Origin of the sequence: Pseudomonas sp. H9 (assembly GCF_004353925.1) — a bacterium.
Classification (GTDB): domain Bacteria; phylum Pseudomonadota; class Gammaproteobacteria; order Pseudomonadales; family Pseudomonadaceae; genus Aquipseudomonas.
The window spans coordinates 275,718-292,738 of record NZ_SMOK01000012.1; the positions used below are offsets into that span (position 1 = coordinate 275,718).

Consider the following 17,021-nt stretch of genomic DNA (forward strand, 5'->3'; position numbering starts at 1 on the left):
GACGGCCAACACGCTGCGTTTGTGCACCGGGCTTTTTATTCTAACCAGACTGCCCAGAAGGCTGCCGTCATGCGTCCTGCACGTGCCCTGATCGATCTTCAAGCCCTGCGTCACAACTATCAACTTGCCCGCGAACTGACTGGTGCCAAAGCCCTGGCCGTGATCAAGGCTGACGCCTATGGTCACGGTGCCGTGCGGTGCGCACTGGCCCTTGAGCAGCAGGCCGATGGTTTTGCCGTAGCCTGCATCGAAGAGGCACTGGAGCTGCGCGCAGCCGGGATCAAGGCGCCGGTGTTGCTGCTTGAAGGCTTTTTCGAGGCCAGCGAGCTGGAGCTGATTACGCAGCATGACCTGTGGTGCGTGGTGCACTCGCTGTGGCAGCTTGAAGCGATCGAACAGGCACACCTGAAAAAGCCGATCACCGTGTGGCTCAAACTCGACTCGGGCATGCACCGGGTTGGCTTGCATGCCAAAGATTATCAGGCGGCTTACCAGCGTCTGCTGGCCAGCGGCAAAGTCGCGCGTATCGTGTTGATGAGTCACTTCGCCCGCGCCGACGAACTCGACAGTGCCGCCAGCAATGAACAACTGGCAGTGTTTCAGGCAGCACGCCAGGGCCTGAGCGCCGAGGTCAGCCTGCGCAACTCGCCTGCGGTGCTCGGTTGGCCGAACATGCCTAGTGATTGGGTGCGCCCGGGCCTGATGCTCTACGGCGCCACACCGTTTGAAGTGCCTCAGGCCGAAGCGGCGCGGCTGCAGCCGGTAATGACGGTGCAATCGCGGGTAATCAGCGTGCGTGAACTGCCTGCTGGTGAGCCGGTGGGCTATGGCGCCAAGTTCATCAGCCCGCGGCCGACCCGGGTTGGTGTGGTTGCCATGGGCTATGCCGACGGTTACCCGCGCCAGGCGCCAAACGGCACTCCGGTATTGGTAGCGGGCAAGCGCACGCAACTGATCGGTCGGGTATCGATGGACATGCTGTGCATCGACCTCACCGACGTCCCGGAAGCCGGCGTGGGCAGCCCGGTAGAGTTGTGGGGTAAAAACGTGCTGGCCAGCGAATTGGCCATGCATGCTGGCAACATCCCCTACCAGATTTTCTGCAACCTCAAGCGCGTACCGCTGGACTATATCGGCGATTGAGGCGCCAAAGCGGACAGGCTGCGGGTCGAAGTGTTGTAAATACTGAACGCTGTTGCGATGATATCGTTCAATTTCGACCCCACTCGTTCGTTTAGGAGGGCTCCAGCTTTGGACGTCGGTGAACGCCTGCAAGCCATTCGCAAGCTCAAGGGCCTGTCCCAGCGTGAACTCGCCAAACGTGCGGGTGTCACCAACAGCACGATCTCAATGATCGAGAAAAACAGCGTCAGCCCTTCCATCAGCTCGCTGCGCAAAGTGCTGGGCGGTATTCCGATGTCCATGGTCGAGTTCTTCTCGGAAGAACTGCAGCCGGAAAACCCCACCCAGATCGTTTACAAAGCCCACGAGTTGATCGATATCTCCGACGGTGCGGTGACCATGAAACTGGTCGGCAAGGCGCACCCGAGCCGGGCTATCGCGTTTCTCAACGAGGTGTACCCGCCGGGTGCTGACACCGGTGAAGAAATGCTCACCCACGATGGCGAAGAGACCGGCATCCTCCTCGAAGGCCGCCTGGAACTGGTGGTCGGGCTGGAAACTTTTATTCTCGAAGCGGGCGACAGCTACTATTTTGAAAGTACCAAGCCGCACCGTTTCCGTAACCCGTACGATGAGCCGGCCCGGCTGATCAGCGCGGCGACCCCGGCGAATTTCTAAGGCGTAGGCACGCGGCGGATTGTCGCGGCTAAGACCCTTTGGACACTAGGGTTGTTTCGGTATGGCAGGGTTCCCGTTATACTTGCGCCGCCTGCGAAACCGTGGCCGCGGGCGTGACTAGCCACCATGAGGGTGTACGCGTGAATCTAATCAAGAAAATGCTGGCCGTACCAGCTGCCGTATTGGCCCTTTGGGCAGTCAGCGCACAAGCTGCGACCAACGACGACATCGCCAAGCGACTGGAACCGGTTGGCCAGGTGTGTGTACAGGGTCAGGAATGCAAGGGTATGGAAGTGGCTGCCTCCGCTGGTGGCGGTGGTGCCAAGACCCCGGATGAAATCATCGCCAAGCACTGCAATGCTTGCCACGGTAGTGGCCTGCTGGGCGCGCCGAAAATCGGCGACACCGCTGCCTGGAAAGAACGTGCCGACCACCAGGGTGGTCTGGACGGTATCCTGGCCAAGGCAATTACCGGCCTCAACGCCATGCCGCCTAAAGGCACCTGTGCAGATTGCTCGGATGACGACCTGATGGGCGCCATCAAGAAGATGTCCGGCCTGTAAGCCCGCGCTTCTCCAACAAAGCCCGCCTCGTGCGGGCTTTGTTGTTCTTGCAACGGTGGGAGCGGGCTTGCCCCGCGATAGCGGTGGTTCAGTTATATTGCATCGCAGGGCAAGCCAGTTCCCACCGGAGGTGCAGATGACGCATCGATGCTCGATTGAACAGGCCGTTGATGAGGTGCTGGCACGGTTACCAGCGCATATCCACATGGGCCTGCCGTTGGGTTTGGGCAAACCCAACGCCTTCGTTAACGCACTGTATGCGCGCATCCGCCAGTTGCCCGAACGACACCTGAGCATCTACACCGCGCTGAGCCTGGGGCGGCCCGACTTGGGCGAAGGCCTGCAGCGGCGTTTTCTGGAGCCTTTTATCGAGCGCGTTTTTGCCGACTACGAAGAGCTCGAATACGTGGCCGACCTGCGCAACGATCGTCTGCCCGCCAATATCCGCGTCGAACAGTTTTTCATGCAACCGGGCAGCCTGTTGCACAGCGCCACCGCCCAGCAAGACTATGTCAGCAGCAACTACAGCCACGCCGCCCGCGATATCAACGCCAAGGGCCTTAATCTGGTGGCACAACTGGTGGCTGAGGATTCGCAGCGCCCGAATCACTTGAGCCTGAGTTGCAACCCGGACATCACCCTCGACCTGTTGCCCATGATCGAGCGCCGCCGTGCAGCCGGAGAAACCATCCTGTTGCTCGGCCAGGTGCATGCCGAACTGCCCTACATGCCTGGCCATGCCGAGTTGCCCCGACAGAATTTCGACCTGCTGATCGATACCGTCGAGCGACGTCGCTTGTTTTCGACGCCAAACATGCCGGTGACCACCCAGGATCACTTTATCGGCCTGCATGCTAGTGCGCTGGTGCACGACGGCGGTACCTTGCAGATCGGCATTGGCGCCATGGGCGATGCTCTGACGGCGGCGCTGCTGGCTCGGCAGGATGACAACGAAGCCTATCAGGCCTTGCTGGCGGACATCGACCTGCAGCCATGGCAGCCATTAATCACCCGCGAAGGTGGCACCCAGGCTTTTGATCAAGGTCTGTACGGTTGTAGTGAAATGTTTGTGAACGGCCTACTGGCGCTGCTGGAGGCCGGGATTATCCGGCGCTCGGTCGGTGATGGTGTGTTGGTGCACGGTGGTTTCTTCCTCGGGCCTCAAGCGTTTTACCAGCGCTTGCGCGACATGCCGCTGGCCGCCCGCAAGTGCATTGATATGCGCGCTATCAGCTACATCAACGAGCTGTACGGCGAAGAATCGCTAAAGCGTTCACAGCGCCTCGATGCGCGCTTTATCAATACCGCATTCACCATGACCCTGATGGGCGCAGGCGTTGCCGATCAACTGGAAAACGGCCGAGTGCTCAGTGGTGTTGGCGGGCAATACAACTTCGTTGCCCAAGGCCATGCACTGGAAGGCGCGCGGTCAATTCTGCTGGTGCGAAGTTGGCGTGAGTCGGGTGGCGAGGTCAGTTCCAATGTGGTGTGGAATTACGGCCATTGCACGATTCCCCGGCATCTGCGCGACATCGTGGTGACTGAGTACGGTATCGCAGACCTGCGTGGGCAAACCGATGCCGAAACCATTCGCCGATTGCTGGCCATCAGCGATTCGCGCTTTCAGCCGGAGTTGATCGCTCAGGCGCAGAAAGCCGGCAAACTACCCGGTGACTTTGTGCTCGCGCCACGTTTTACCGAAAACACCCCGCAACGGTTGCAGCGTATTCGCGATGCGCATGCACGCTTGTTCCCGGAGTACCCGTTGGGTACTGACTTCACGGATGAAGAACAGGATTTGTTGCGGGCGTTGAACTGGCTCAAGAGCAAGTTCAAGTTGAGTGAGGTGCTGGAGCTGGGCAAGGCTGCACTGGATGCACCGGCGCCGGAAACTTATCCACAGCAGTTGGCGCGCATGGGACTGACGCAGCCGCAGGGGCTGAAAGAGGAACTGTATCAGCGGTTGCTGCTGGCGGGGTTGGGGGCAACCGTTTGATCGCGGGGCAAGCCCGCTCCCACAATCGACGCTGTGGGAGCGGGCTTGCCCCGCGATAAAAGGGTCACTCGATGAAGCTAACTACACCGCCTTCCAGCGACTTGACCCGAGCCAGCGACTCAACGCGGTAGCCCTGGCTATCCAGTTCGGCACGGCCGCCCTGGAACGACTTCTCGATGACGATACCCAGACCGGCAACGGTAGCGCCAGCCTGTTTAATGATCGAGATCAGGGCCTGGGAGGCTTTGCCGTTGGCCAGGAAGTCGTCGATCACCAGTACGCGGTCGCTGCTGTTGAGGTGGCGCGGAGAAATTGCCACGGTGTTTTCAGTCTGCTTGGTGAAAGAGTACACCGTTGCGGTCAGCAGGTTCTCAGTCAGGGTCAGCGACTGGTGCTTGCGCGCGAAAATCACCGGGACACCCAGCTTCAGGCCGGTCATCACCGCTGGGGCAATTCCCGAGGCTTCGATGGTGACGATCTTGGTAATGCCGGAGTCGGCGAACAGACGGGCGAACTCGTCGCCAATCAGTTGCATCAGCGCAGGGTCGATCTGATGGTTGAGAAACGCATCGACTTTGAGAACCTGATCGGAAAGCACGATGCCTTCTTCGCGAATCTTCTGGTGCAGTGCTTCCACTGTGGTATTTCCTCGATGTAGCAAGAGTGGCCACGGCAGTACGCCGCAGCAAAGGTTGATTATCTAACGTTTCAGCATGGCGCGGATATCGGCCAGTGCATTATTGCCGCGCGCCGCCTTCACTTCGACGGGCGCGTCGTCCAGGCCTTCCCAGGCCAAGTCATCATCGGGCAGTTCGTCAAGGAAGCGGCTCGGGGCGCAATCGATGATCTCGCCGTATTGCTTGCGTTTGGCTGCATAGGTGAAGGCCAGGGTCTGGCGAGCACGGGTAATACCCACGTAGGCCAGGCGCCGTTCTTCTTCGATGGTGTCGGCTTCGATGCTGGAGCGGTGCGGAAGAATTTCTTCTTCCATGCCGATGATGAACACGTAGGGGAACTCCAGGCCCTTGGAGGCGTGCAAGGTCATCATCTGCACACCCTCGGCACCGTCCTCTTCCTCTTGCTGGCGCTCGAGCATGTCGCGTAGCACCAGCTTGCCGATGGCCTCCTCGATGGTCATCTCACCGTCTTCGTCCTTCTCCAGCGTGTTTTTCAACGCCTCGATCAGGAACCAGACGTTGCTCATGCGAAAGTCCGCAGCCTTGTCGCTGGAGCTGTTGGTGCGGATCCAGGTTTCGTAGTCGATGTCCATGATCATGCTGCGCAACGCAGCAATCGGATCTTCCAGGGCAACCTGCTCGCGGACCTTGTCCATCCAGCGCTTGAAGCGTTCGAGGCGGTCGGTGAAGCGGCTGTCCAGGTGCTCGCGCAGGCCCAGCTCCTCGCTGGCGGCATACATCGAGATCTTGCGCTCGGTGGCGTAGTTGCCAAGCTTTTCCAGGGTGGTCGAGCCGATTTCCCGGCGGGGCACGTTGATCACCCGCAGGTAGGCGTTGTCGTCATCCGGGTTCACCAGTAGGCGGAAGTAGGCCATCAGGTCTTTCACTTCCTGGCGGCCGAAGAAACTGTTGCCGCCGTTCATGCGGTACGGCACCTGGTGGTGCTGCAGCTTCAGCTCCATCAACTTGGCCTGGTAGTTGCCCCGGTAGAGGATCGCGAAGTCGCTGTAGGGACGGTCGGTGCGCAGGTGCAGGCTGAGGATCTCCATGGCTACCCGTTCGCATTCGGCATCTTCATTCTTGCAACGGATCACGCGGATCTCGTCGCCGTGGCCCATTTCACTCCACAGCTGTTTCTCGAAGGCATGCGGGTTGTTGGCGATCAGCACGTTGGCGCAACGCAGGATGCGGCTGGTGGAGCGGTAGTTCTGCTCGAGCATCACCACTTTCAGCGACGGGTAGTCTTCTTTGAGCAGCATCAGGTTTTCCGGGCGCGCGCCACGCCAGGCGTAGATCGACTGGTCGTCGTCGCCAACCACGGTGAACTGATTGCGCGTGCCGATCAGCATCTTCACCAGCAGGTACTGGCTGGCGTTGGTGTCCTGGTATTCGTCCACCAGCAGGTAGCGCACACGGTTCTGCCATTTTTCGAGAATGTCGGCGTGTTCCTCGAAGAGTTTTACCGGCTGCAGGATCAGGTCGTCGAAGTCCACCGCGTTGAATGCCCGCAGGGTGCGCTGGTAGTGCGAGTAAACAATCGCGGCCATCTGCTCCTTGGGATTGCGAGCCTTCTCCAGGGCTTCGGGCGGCAGGATCAGGTCGTTTTTCCAGGCGCCGATCATGTTCTTGATCTCGTCGACACCGTCGTCGCCCGAGTATTCCTTCTGCATGATGTCGGTCATCAGAGCTTTGACGTCCGTCTCGTCAAAGATCGAGAACCCTGGCTTGTAACCCAGCCGTGCATGCTCCTTGCGGATGATGTTCAGCCCCAGGTTGTGGAAGGTCGACACAGTCAGGCCGCGCCCCTCACCTTTGCGCAGCAGGGTACCGACCCGCTCTTTCATCTCCCGCGCGGCCTTGTTGGTGAAGGTCATGGCCACGATGTACTGCGCACGGATGCCGCAATTCTGGATCAGGTGCGCGATTTTGCGGGTGATTACGCTGGTCTTGCCGGAACCTGCACCGGCGAGCACCAAAAGAGGGCCGCCGACGTAGTTCACGGCTTCTTGTTGCCGAGGGTTGAGTCGGGACATGACAAAAACCGGGGTCGCTAGAAAAATAGCCGCGCATTTTAGCAGGGGTAGAGAATTTCTGCCGCGACCGTCTGACAGTGTGACGTACCACTCGATCTAAATTTGCCGCTTTCGATTCTTTCGCGCAGGATGCGTGGCGAAACTTGCGGGATGTCGGCAATGGAGTGGCTCGACTTTAAGTGAAAATCATTTTCACTAATGGTTTAGGATGAGCCTCTCGCTGCCCATTGTCATTTGACTTTGCCACGTCCTAAGGAGCCAGCTTGTCTACGCCTGCCGAACCCTTGCGTTTGCTTTTGCTGGCAGATGAACCCGTATGGGCGGCCGCCCTGCGAGATTGCCTGACGCCGCTGGCGGGCACGGCGGTGTTGTTGACTGCGCCGAACTGGGAGGCTGTCGACAGCCTGTTTGCCAATGATCGCAATGCGTTGGTGCTGGCGACCCCGCAATTGCAGCCGGCGCCTGGCCGCTGCATTTTGCCGATGGTGCTGCTTTTGGAGCACGAGCCGCAGGTGCCACCACCAGGCGTCAGCGACTGGCTGGTTCTTGACCAGCTCAACCCCGATACCTTGCGTCGCAGCCTGCGCCATGTGCGTGAGCGCGGTGTGTTGGAAGCCACCCTGCAGCGTCTGGCCGAACAGGATCCGTTAACCGGTATTGCCAACCGCCAGGGCTTTCAGACCCTGCTGGCGGCACGCCTGGCCGACAACGAAGGGCGAGGCGTTGCCCTTGGTCATCTGGATCTGGACAACTTTCGCCGTGCTAACGACGCGCTGGGCCACCAGGCCGGTGACCGGCTGATCTTGCAGGTGGTTGGGCGTTTGAAAAGCCAGCTTGAAGCGGGTGATCAAGTGGCTCGCCTGGGCAGCGATGAGTTTGCCCTGCTGATCGACACCCGTCGCGAGCCTCAACGTGCCGAGTGGATGGCCGAGCGCATTACCGAGGCGCTGGCCGAGCCCTACTGGGTGGATGGCGAGAGCCTGTTGATCGGCTGCAGCCTGGGTGTCGCCCATGCCCGCGCGCAGGGCGGCGCAGACCCGCTGATGTGGCATGCGCATATCGCCATGCAACAGGCCAAGGGCACCCAAGGTTGCACCTTCCATATTTTCAACGAGCGGATCAACCGCAACGCTCGCAGCCTTGCCGACCTGGAAAGCGAGCTGCGTCGTGCCTTGCGCCGTGACGAACTGGAACTGCATTACCAGCCGCGGCTGGACATGACTGATGGCCGCATTGTCGGCCTGGAAGCGTTGGTGCGCTGGCGCCACGCCGAGCGGGGCTTGTTGCCGCCCAGCGAGTTCGTGCCGCTGGCTGAACAGAGCGGGCTGATTGTACCGTTGGGCTACTGGGTGATTTCCCGAGCCCTGCGTGACATGCAGGCGCTGCGTGAACAGGGCCTGGCGCCATTGCACATGGCGGTGAACCTGTCGTTCCGCCAGTTCCAGGACAGCCAACTATTGCCCACCCTCAGCCGACTGATTATCGAGCATGGTGTTGATGCGCGTTGGCTGGAGTTCGAACTGACCGAGACGGCAGTGATGCGTCGCAATGATCTGGTCGAGCAGACCATGGACGCCCTTGGGCGCCTGGGTGTGCGGTTTTCTCTGGATGACTTTGGCACCGGCTTTTCGTCGTTCGTCCATCTCAACAGCCTGCCGATTACCCTGCTCAAGGTCGATCGCAGCTTTGTCGGTGGCATGGAAAAGCGTGAAGAGAACCGCAAGCTGGTGCACGCGATGATCAACCTGGCGCACAACCTTAACCTTGAGGTGGTGGCCGAGGGTGTGGAAACCCCGGAGCAGATGGACCTGTTGCGCACATTCAAGTGTGATCAGGTGCAGGGATTTTTGATCAGCCGGCCGTTGCCGATTGATGAACTGATGGCGTTTTTGTTGAGTGGTTCGGCGCAGCAGGCGGTGGCTTTGTAAAAAGCATCGCGGGGCAAGCCCACTCCCACGGTAGGAGCGGGCTTGCCCCGCGAAAAGGCTTTTAAACCGCCGAAGCAGTCGCCTTTTTCACATCTCCCGAGCCACCGATCAGACGCTTCATCCGCCACTCGAACGCCAGCGTCAGGCTTACCGCCGCACACGCCAGGCCCAGTGCCAGGCCCCACCACACACCCACGGCACCCATGCCCAAGGTGAAGGCCAGCAGCCACGCGGCCGGGGCACCGATCACCCAATAGCAGAACAAGCCAACCAGGAAGGTAGTCTTGGCATCCTTGAGGCCTCGGATCGAACCCATGGCGATGGTTTGCACGCCGTCGAACAGCTCGAACCAGGCGGCGACCATCAGCAGGCTCACCGCCAACTGGATGATATCGGCAAACGCCGGGTCATCGTGGTCGAGGAACAAGCCCACCAGCGGATCGGGCAACAGCCAGAAAAGAATGGCGAACATCAGCATCATCGCTGCACCAAAACCAATGCCGACCCGGCCCGCATGACGTGCGCCGAGCAAGTTGTCGGCGCCGTAATACAGGCCTACCCGCATAGTCACGGCATATGACAAACCGGCCGGGATCATGAACGCCGTAGAGACGATCTGCAGGGCGATCTGATGCGCCGCCAGTTCAGTGCTGCCCAGTACACCCATGCACAGCGCGGCAAAGGCGAACAGGCCGACTTCCACGGTGTAGGTGCCGCCAATCGGCAGGCCCAGACGCCACAGTTCGCGCAAGGCTGGCCAAGATGGGCGGCTCAAGCCGGTGCTGATCGGGTAGGGCGCATAAGCCGGGTGCCAGCGGATGTACAGGGCCATGGCCACGGCCATGCAGTTGGCAACGATGGCGGTCACCAGCCCGATACCCACCAGCCCCAATTTCGGCAGGCCGAACATGCCTTCGATCAACGCGTAGTTGAGCAGGAAGTTGGCCACGGTCCCGACCAGGCTAATCACCATCACCGGTGTGGAGCGGCCGATGGCGCTGGTAAAACCTCGCAAGGCCATGAAGCTCAGGTAGCCGGGCAGAGCCAAGGGCAGCAACAGCAGGAACTGGGCGGCAGACTCGACGTTGTTCGGGCTCTGGCCGAGCAGTAACAGCACGGGCTCCAGGTTCCACAGCACCAGCGCCGCTACCAAGGCCATGGCCCAGGCCAGCCACAGCCCGGCTTGCGTCAGGCGGGTGGCGCCAGCGATGTCACCGGCACCCTTGCGAATGGCCACCAAAGTGCCGACCGCAGCAATTACGCCCAAGCAGAAAATCGACACGAACGAATAGCTCGCCGCGCCCAAGCCACCACCGGCCAGCGCTTGCGGGCTGATGCGGGCCATCATCAGGGTGTCGGTCAGCACCATCAGCATGTGAGCCAGTTGCGAGGCGATCAGTGGACCGGCCAGGCGCAACAGAGCCTTGAGTTCATGAGTGGGTGCGGCCTGCATTGGATCGTCCTTTTTGACACGGCTTTGGGGGAAAGCCTGAAATTCTCATCCTTTATGCGGTTATTCGCAAAAGGATAAAAACGATCAGTGGCATGATTAAAACTCATATCAGTATGATGCAATGCACTGACTTGAACCCCTGTGGAGGATTCGCTGATGTCCCGTCGTTTGCCGCCGTTGTATGCCTTGCGTGCGTTCGAGGCGGCTGCCCGGCACAGTTCTTTCACCCGCGCCGGGGATGAGTTATCAATCACCCAGAGCGCCGTCAGCCGGCATATTCGTACCCTGGAAGAGCACTTTGCCTGCCGCTTGTTCGTGCGTAATGGCCGTAGCCTGCAACTGAGCGAGGCTGCTCGGCTGTTGTTGCCCGGGGTGCGTGAAGGCTTCGCCGCGCTGGAACGCGCCTGCAACACCTTGCGCAGCGAGGACGACATTCTGCGCATGAAGGCACCCTCGACCCTGACCATGCGCTGGCTGTTGGCGCGGCTCAGTCGCTTTCGCCATCTACAGCCGGGCAATGAAGTGCAACTGACCAGCGCCTGGATGGATGTCGATCATGTCGACTTCAACCATGAGCCGTTTGATTGCGCGGTACTGCTGGGCGACGGGCATTTTCCGCCCGATTGGGAAGTGGCGCGGCTGTTTTCCGAACTGCTGATTCCGGTGGGCGCGCCTGATCTGCTGGATGAAGGGCCTTGGGACGCCAAACGCCTGGCCGGTATCGAGTTGCTGCACCCCACACCCGACAAGCGCGACTGGCGTAGCTGGCTGGCGCGTATGGGGCTGACTGACAAAGTTTCGCTCAAGGGTGGGCAGGTATTCGACACCCTGGAGCTGGGCATGATCGCTGCTGCGCGGGGTTACGGGGTGTCGATGGGCGACTTGCTGATGGTGGCCGAAGACGTCGCCCAAGGGCGCTTGAGCCTGCCTTGGCCAACGGCAGTGGCCAGCGGCCTGGACTATTACCTGGTGTGGCCGAAAACCCGCCCGGGTGGCGAGCGCCTGCGGCGCTTGAGTGACTTCCTGCAAGGCGAGGCAGATGCCATGGACTTGCCCAAGGTCGAAGTGCTGTAGGAGCGGGCTTGCCCCGCGATAGCGGTCTGTCAGTCAAACCGCATCGCGGGGCAAGCCCGCTCCCACCGAGTTAGGGTTCCGGTAGATCCAACGCCTTGGCACACGCCTGCAACGAGCGCTGCTGGCTCTGCGCATACAGCGCCAATTCATCCTGTACCGGCTTGCCCAGCGCCTGCTCGAAGGCATTGCGGTTGGCGTTGCTGCCGTACTCGCTCTGGGCGTCATCCCCCAGGTTGGACTGAAAGATCCCAGCCGCGCTGACGGGCAGGAAGTCTTCGTACACCAGCGCTTCGAAATGCACGTGCCCTGCGGCGATCAAACCTTCCAAGGTGGTGGGGCGCCCTGCATCGCTGCGGGCGGCCAGGCCGCGTTCGGTGGGGAAGAAACGGAAATACGCCAGGCCTTGTTCACGCATCTGCGCCAAGTCATCCGGGAATGCCTTGAAGCTGTCTGTGAGCAGGCTCATGTAGCGTTCGGCGTTGGCTTCAGCCGGTACGCCGCCCAAGGCATCGCGCGCCGCATCCAGCAGTTGGTCGTACAACTGACGGCCCTTTGGCGTCAGCGCTGCACCACGTTGTTCGATCTCACCAAAGCGCGCGGTGTGGCTGCCGCTCGCCGCGCCCTGCTGATCACTGAATGCGACCTTTTCCTGCAGCGCCTTGAAACTGGTCTGGCGCAGCAAGATCGGGCAGCGGCGCGGCGGTGGGCCTTCGATCACGGCCTTGGGTGGAATGCCTTTGGCCGGCATACCTTGCTGGATTGCATCAATGTCCAGGGTGCGTGGCGTCAGGTGGTTGATATGCGGGCCTTTGAAGGCCACTACGTCGGCAATCAGGCGGTGCTGGTCGTGCAGCTGCTGATACTGCTCGGCGGTCACGGTGGCGTCGTGGTGCCAGCGGAAGGTGTGCAAGGCCTCCTCGACAAAAGTGCGGGCATCTTCGGCGTTCAGGCCGCCTTCGTTCTCGAATTGCTGGATCAGCTCAAGGGCGCGCGGGGTAAAGATTTGCCGTTTGGCGAGGATCTGCCGCGACAGTTCTCGTAAGGCTGGGTTGTCGATCAGTTCCAGGCGCAGCAGCGAGGTGAACACCCGGAATGGGCTGATATGCAGCGACTGTTCATGTACGGCGCGGAACGCGGTGGAGTGCACGGGTACGCCCGCTGAGCTCAGGTCGTAGTAACCCACCGGTTGCATGCCCATCACCGCAAACAGGCGGGCGATGGTCGCCAGCTCTTCGGCGCTGCCCACGCGAATTGCACCGTGACGCTCTTGGTCCAGACGCTCGATTTCACCGGTCCAGCGCAGCGCTTCGGCCACTTCAGGCTGTTGGCTCATGACCTGTTGGTTGATTTCGCTCACCAGCGACAGCAGGGTGCCGTACAGCGGCACTTCCTGCTTGTACATGAGCGACATGGCGGCGGAGAACTGCGCGCGAATGCTGTCCGGGCTGACGAAATCTTGAGCGGGCATCGAAAGCTTCCTGGTGAGGTGGGCACCCCTACATGAAAGCGAGGAATGCACCACGCCGACAAGCGAAAAAAAGTCTAAGCGTCATTCCGTAGATTCTTGATCTAACCGGCTAACTCGTCTGCAATCCAATCAACCAGTGCACGTACCTTGGGGACTTCTGCCGCGTGCTCGGCAAATGCCAGGAAATGGGAGCCGCTGCTGCGCATGCTGTGCTGCCACGGCACGATCAATTTGCCTTCGGCCAGTTCCTGAGCCACCAGATAGCGCGGTACCAAGGCCACGCCACAGCCTGACTGGGCAGCGCTCAGGCTCATGTAAAAGGTGTCGAAGCGGGGCCCGTGGTAGCTGTGGGCTGAATGCAGGCCTTGTTCGAGGAACCATTCATGCCAGGCTTCCGGGCGTGAGGTGCTTTGCAGCAGCACCAACTCGGACAGCTCGCTGGCGTCGTTGAGGGTGCGGCCTTGCATCAGTTCCGGCGCGCATACCGGTACCACTTCCTCGCCAAACAGCTCTATACAGGTTGCCCCTGGCCAGGTGCCTTGGCCGTAGAAAAACACCACGTCGGCATTACCCTGCAGCAGGGCGAAAGGCTCCATCTCGTTACGGATGTCCAAGTGGATATTCGGATGGCGTTTACCAAAACCTTTAAGGTGCGGAATCAACCAGCGCACGCCAAAACTTGGTTGAGTGGCTACCTTCAATACTTCTGTTTGTTGGCCATAGGAAAGGATGTAGCGGCTGGACATATCGACCTGAGTGAGGATCTTGTTGACCTCGGCCAGGTACAGCGCGCCTGCTGGCGTCAGTTGCAGGCGGCGGCGGATGCGCAGAAACAGGTGATGGCGCAACATCTCTTCCAGTTGAGCCACCTGTTTACTCACCGCGCTTTGGGTCAGGTGCAGTTCCTCGGCGGCGCGAGTAAAACTCAAGTGGCGGGCCGCAGCCTCGAAACACTGCAGGGCGGCCATTGAAGGCACCAGACGTTTGGACATTGCAGTCTCTGAGCAGGTAGATCATTACCTGGCGGAATGATGTACGGAATAAAGGTCGTTTGTTGCGCCAGAGTGATCGGATTAATACTGATCCGGATCTCGATTTCAACCACTCATCGCATGCAGGAGAAGAATATGGTTGATGGACTGCTTGACCGCCTGGGTGTCCCCGCCAGTGCCTACACACACGGCAACCATCCCGTTCATACCCCTATCGACGGCAGCGCGATTGCCTCGGTGCAGCTGGAAAGCAAAGCCCAGGTCGTGGCCAAGATCGACAAGGCCGAACTGGCCTTCCAGGCCTGGCGCACTGTGCCGGCGCCACGTCGCGGTGAGCTGATTCGCCTGTTTGGTGAAGTCCTGCGTGAACACAAAGCGGCGCTGGGCGAACTGGTGTCCATCGAAGCCGGCAAAATCACCCAGGAAGGCTTGGGTGAAGTACAGGAAATGATCGACATCTGCGACTTCGCCGTGGGTCTGTCGCGTCAGTTGTACGGCCTGACCATCGCCTCCGAGCGTCCTGGCCACCACATGCGTGAAACCTGGCACCCGCTGGGTGTGGTCGGTGTTATCAGCGCTTTTAATTTCCCGGTTGCGGTCTGGGCCTGGAACACCACCCTGGCGCTGGTGTGCGGTAACGCCGTGGTGTGGAAGCCTTCGGAGAAAACGCCGCTCACCGCGCTGGCCTGCCAGGCGCTGTTCGAGAAGGCCCTGAAAGCCTTCGGCGAGGCACCGGATGGCCTGAGCCAGTTGATCATTGGTGATCGCGAAGCCGGTGAAGCTTTGGTTGATGACCCGCGCGTACCGCTGGTCAGTGCCACTGGCAGCACGCGTATGGGGCGTGAAGTCGGCCCGCGCGTTGCCGCTCGATTCGGGCGTAGCATCCTTGAACTGGGCGGCAACAATGCCATGATCCTGGCGCCTAGCGCTGATTTGGACCTGGCGGTGCGCGGCATCCTGTTCAGTGCGGTCGGTACTGCGGGCCAGCGTTGCACCACCCTGCGTCGCTTGATCGTGCACCGTTCGATCAAGGATGAGGTGGTGGCCCGCGTCAAAGCGGCTTACGCCAAAGTGCGCATCGGTGACCCGCGCAAAGACAACCTGGTCGGCCCCCTGATCGACAAGCAATCCTTCAATGCCATGCAAGATGCGCTGGCCCGTGCCCGTGACGAAGGTGGCCAGGTGTTCGGGGGTGAGCGCCAGTTGCAGGAACAGTACCCGAACGCTTACTACGTCTCGCCTGCCATTGCCGAAATGCCAGCCCAGAGCGCAGTCGTGCGTCACGAGACGTTTGCGCCGATCCTCTATGTGTTGGCGTATGACGACTTCGAAGAGGCACTGCGCCTGAACAACGAAGTGCCACAAGGCCTGTCGTCGTGCATCTTCACTACCGATTTGCGTGAAGCCGAGCGGTTCCAGAGTGCGTCGGGTAGCGACTGCGGTATCGCCAACGTCAACATCGGCACCAGCGGCGCGGAAATCGGCGGCGCCTTCGGTGGCGAGAAAGAAACCGGTGGTGGCCGTGAATCGGGCTCCGATGCCTGGAAAGCCTACATGCGTCGGCAGACCAACACCGTGAACTATTCGCGTGAACTGCCGCTGGCTCAGGGGATTGTGTTCGACTGAACTGGCTAATAAAGCAGCACCTGGTGGGAGCGGGCTTGCCCAGCGATTGCGGTGTGTCAGCGAAGTTGTTTCGCGGGGCAAGCCGCTCCCACAGACGACAAGAACAACTAAGGAAGCCGGCCATGCCAGAGCTGCGCCAACACTGTTTGTGGGAACACGTCACCACGCTCGCAACGCCAGTGGAAAAGCTGGGTGGCGAGCTCAAGGCCGACGTGTGTGTGATTGGTGGCGGTATCACCGGTCTCAACGCCGCTTTGCATCTGCTCGAAGCGGGCAAGTCAGTGGTGTTGCTGGAGGCCTGGAAAATCGGCCACGGCGGCTCCGGGCGCAACGTAGGCTTGGTTAACGCCGGGACCTGGATTCGCCCTGACGATGTTGAAGCCACCTTGGGCCAATCGCAAGGCAGCCGCCTTAACAAGGTGCTCGGCGAAGCCCCGGCTGAAGTCTTCGCGACCATCAAGCGCCTGGGTATCGACTGCCAGGCACACAACAACGGCACCCTGCATATGGCGCACAACGCCACTGGCGTTGCCGACCTCGAAGCGCGTCACCAGCAATGGAGCCGCCGTGGAGCAGACGTTGAGCTACTCACCGGCGCGCGCTGCGAAGACTATTGCGGTACCGACAAGATTTCCGCCGCACTGCTTGATCGCCGTGCCGGCACCATCAACCCCATGGCTTACACCCAAGGTCTGGCCGCGGCCGTTACCCGACTGGGTGGGCAGATCTTTCAGCAATCAGCGGTTCAGGGCCTGGAGCGTGAAGGGCGTAGCTGGCGGGTGAAAACCGCCAACGGTTCGGTCAGTGCCGACAAGGTGGTGATCTCTACCGGTGCTTACACCGAAGGCGACTGGACCACCCTGCAAAAGCATTTTTTCCGCGGTTACTACTATCAGGTCGCTTCTACGCCATTGCACGGTGCCGCCGCTGACAATGTGCTCAAGCATGGCCAGGGCTCCTGGGATACCCGCACGGTGCTGAGCAGCATCCGCCGTGATGACGAGGGCCGCCTGTTGCTCGGTAGCCTGGGGCGGGTGGATAACAAGCCAAGCTGGTTCATCCGCAGCTGGGCTGACCGTATCCAGAACCACTACTTTCCGCAGTTGGGCAAGGTTGAGTGGGAAATGCACTGGACCGGCTGCATCGACTTCACTCCCGATCACTTGATGCGCCTGTTCGAACCGGCTCCGGGCCTGGTTGCCGTGACCGGTTACAACGGCCGTGGCAACACCACCGGCACGGTCATCGGCAAGGCTTTTGCTCAGTTCCTGTTGCACGACAATCCGGACGCTTTGCCAATTCCGTTCTCGGCAATGAAGCCGGTCGCGGCCCCGGCGCTGCGCACTGGCTTCTACGAAACCGGGTTTTCGCTGTATCACGCCGGGCAATGTTTGCGCGTGGTGCTCTGACC

Annotated in this window: 13 protein-coding genes; 8 read left to right on the forward strand and 5 right to left on the reverse strand. The window is 60.5% G+C overall.

Annotated features, from left to right (window positions below; all coding sequences use genetic code 11):
* Positions 1 to 69: 69 nt before the first annotated feature.
* From alr to E1573_RS11890, 4 genes are all read left to right on the forward strand, one after another.
* Positions 70 to 1,143 carry an alanine racemase gene (gene alr, locus E1573_RS11875; RefSeq protein WP_133213833.1) on the forward strand — a complete coding sequence of 358 codons (1,074 nt, stop codon included), beginning with the start codon at positions 70 to 72 and terminating at the stop codon, positions 1,141 to 1,143.
* Positions 1,144 to 1,251: 108 nt separating this feature from the next.
* A complete protein-coding gene (locus E1573_RS11880) occupies positions 1,252 to 1,800 on the forward strand; it encodes a cupin domain-containing protein (RefSeq protein WP_028942437.1) in 549 nt (182 codons plus the stop codon).
* 140 nt (positions 1,801 to 1,940) lie between these two features.
* On the forward strand, positions 1,941 to 2,363 hold the full coding sequence (locus E1573_RS11885) for a cytochrome c5 family protein (RefSeq protein ID WP_028942436.1): 423 nt from the start codon (positions 1,941 to 1,943) through the stop codon (positions 2,361 to 2,363).
* 136 nt (positions 2,364 to 2,499) lie between these two features.
* The gene (locus E1573_RS11890) at positions 2,500 to 4,359 is read left to right on the forward strand and encodes an acetyl-CoA hydrolase/transferase C-terminal domain-containing protein (protein WP_133213835.1); all 1,860 of its coding nucleotides are present in this window, start codon (positions 2,500 to 2,502) and stop codon (positions 4,357 to 4,359) included.
* 64 nt (positions 4,360 to 4,423) lie between these two features.
* Here the strand turns inward: E1573_RS11890 and E1573_RS11895 are convergent, their stop codons facing one another.
* Both E1573_RS11895 and rep read right to left on the reverse strand, forming a co-directional pair.
* Positions 4,424 to 4,996: a xanthine phosphoribosyltransferase gene (locus E1573_RS11895; RefSeq protein ID WP_133213837.1), complete on the reverse strand. Its 573-nt coding sequence runs from the start codon at positions 4,994 to 4,996 to the stop codon at positions 4,424 to 4,426.
* Positions 4,997 to 5,059: 63 nt separating this feature from the next.
* Positions 5,060 to 7,069, reverse strand: a complete 2,010-nt coding sequence (gene rep, locus E1573_RS11900) for a DNA helicase Rep (RefSeq protein WP_133213839.1) — start codon at positions 7,067 to 7,069, stop codon at positions 5,060 to 5,062.
* Positions 7,070 to 7,332: 263 nt separating this feature from the next.
* On the opposite strand from rep, the gene E1573_RS11905 reads away from it, so the two are divergent.
* Entirely contained in the window at positions 7,333 to 8,997 is a 1,665-nt protein-coding gene (locus tag E1573_RS11905) for a bifunctional diguanylate cyclase/phosphodiesterase (protein ID WP_133213841.1), read from the forward strand.
* Positions 8,998 to 9,058: 61 nt separating this feature from the next.
* Here the strand turns inward: E1573_RS11905 and E1573_RS11910 are convergent, their stop codons facing one another.
* Entirely contained in the window at positions 9,059 to 10,450 is a 1,392-nt protein-coding gene (locus E1573_RS11910; protein ID WP_133213843.1) for a NorM family multidrug efflux MATE transporter, read from the reverse strand.
* A 156-nt stretch (positions 10,451 to 10,606) separates the two neighbouring features.
* On the opposite strand from E1573_RS11910, the gene E1573_RS11915 reads away from it, so the two are divergent.
* Entirely contained in the window at positions 10,607 to 11,524 is a 918-nt protein-coding gene (locus E1573_RS11915; protein WP_133213845.1) for a LysR substrate-binding domain-containing protein, read from the forward strand.
* 70 nt (positions 11,525 to 11,594) lie between these two features.
* On the opposite strand, the gene E1573_RS11920 is transcribed toward E1573_RS11915, so the two are convergent.
* Positions 11,595 to 12,992 carry a VOC family protein gene (locus tag E1573_RS11920; protein ID WP_133213847.1) on the reverse strand — a complete coding sequence of 466 codons (1,398 nt, stop codon included), beginning with the start codon at positions 12,990 to 12,992 and terminating at the stop codon, positions 11,595 to 11,597.
* 101 nt (positions 12,993 to 13,093) lie between these two features.
* Positions 13,094 to 13,984: a LysR substrate-binding domain-containing protein gene (locus E1573_RS11925; RefSeq protein ID WP_133213849.1), complete on the reverse strand. Its 891-nt coding sequence runs from the start codon at positions 13,982 to 13,984 to the stop codon at positions 13,094 to 13,096.
* A gap of 135 nt (positions 13,985 to 14,119) precedes the next feature.
* On the opposite strand from E1573_RS11925, the gene E1573_RS11930 reads away from it, so the two are divergent.
* Complete coding sequence (locus E1573_RS11930; RefSeq protein WP_133213851.1) at positions 14,120 to 15,610, forward strand: aldehyde dehydrogenase family protein; 1,491 nt, start codon at positions 14,120 to 14,122, stop codon at positions 15,608 to 15,610.
* A gap of 122 nt (positions 15,611 to 15,732) precedes the next feature.
* Positions 15,733 to 17,019 carry an FAD-binding oxidoreductase gene (locus E1573_RS11935; protein WP_133213853.1) on the forward strand — a complete coding sequence of 429 codons (1,287 nt, stop codon included), beginning with the start codon at positions 15,733 to 15,735 and terminating at the stop codon, positions 17,017 to 17,019.
* Positions 17,020 to 17,021: the final 2 nt, after the last annotated feature.

What these genes read in the sequence shown, in the direction of transcription:
- alr (WP_133213833.1), top strand. Translation starts at nt 70, where the DNA reads ATGCGTCCTGCACGTGCCCTGATCGATCTTCAAGCCCTGCGTCACAAC.
- rep (WP_133213839.1), bottom strand. Translation starts at nt 7,069, where the DNA reads ATGTCCCGACTCAACCCTCGGCAACAAGAAGCCGTGAACTACGTCGGC.
- E1573_RS11920 (WP_133213847.1), bottom strand. Translation starts at nt 12,992, where the DNA reads ATGCCCGCTCAAGATTTCGTCAGCCCGGACAGCATTCGCGCGCAGTTC.
- E1573_RS11910 (WP_133213843.1), bottom strand. Translation starts at nt 10,450, where the DNA reads ATGCAGGCCGCACCCACTCATGAACTCAAGGCTCTGTTGCGCCTGGCC.
- E1573_RS11915 (WP_133213845.1), top strand. Translation starts at nt 10,607, where the DNA reads ATGTCCCGTCGTTTGCCGCCGTTGTATGCCTTGCGTGCGTTCGAGGCG.
- E1573_RS11935 (WP_133213853.1), top strand. Translation starts at nt 15,733, where the DNA reads ATGCCAGAGCTGCGCCAACACTGTTTGTGGGAACACGTCACCACGCTC.
- E1573_RS11930 (WP_133213851.1), top strand. Translation starts at nt 14,120, where the DNA reads ATGGTTGATGGACTGCTTGACCGCCTGGGTGTCCCCGCCAGTGCCTAC.
- E1573_RS11890 (WP_133213835.1), top strand. Translation starts at nt 2,500, where the DNA reads ATGACGCATCGATGCTCGATTGAACAGGCCGTTGATGAGGTGCTGGCA.
- E1573_RS11925 (WP_133213849.1), bottom strand. Translation starts at nt 13,984, where the DNA reads ATGTCCAAACGTCTGGTGCCTTCAATGGCCGCCCTGCAGTGTTTCGAG.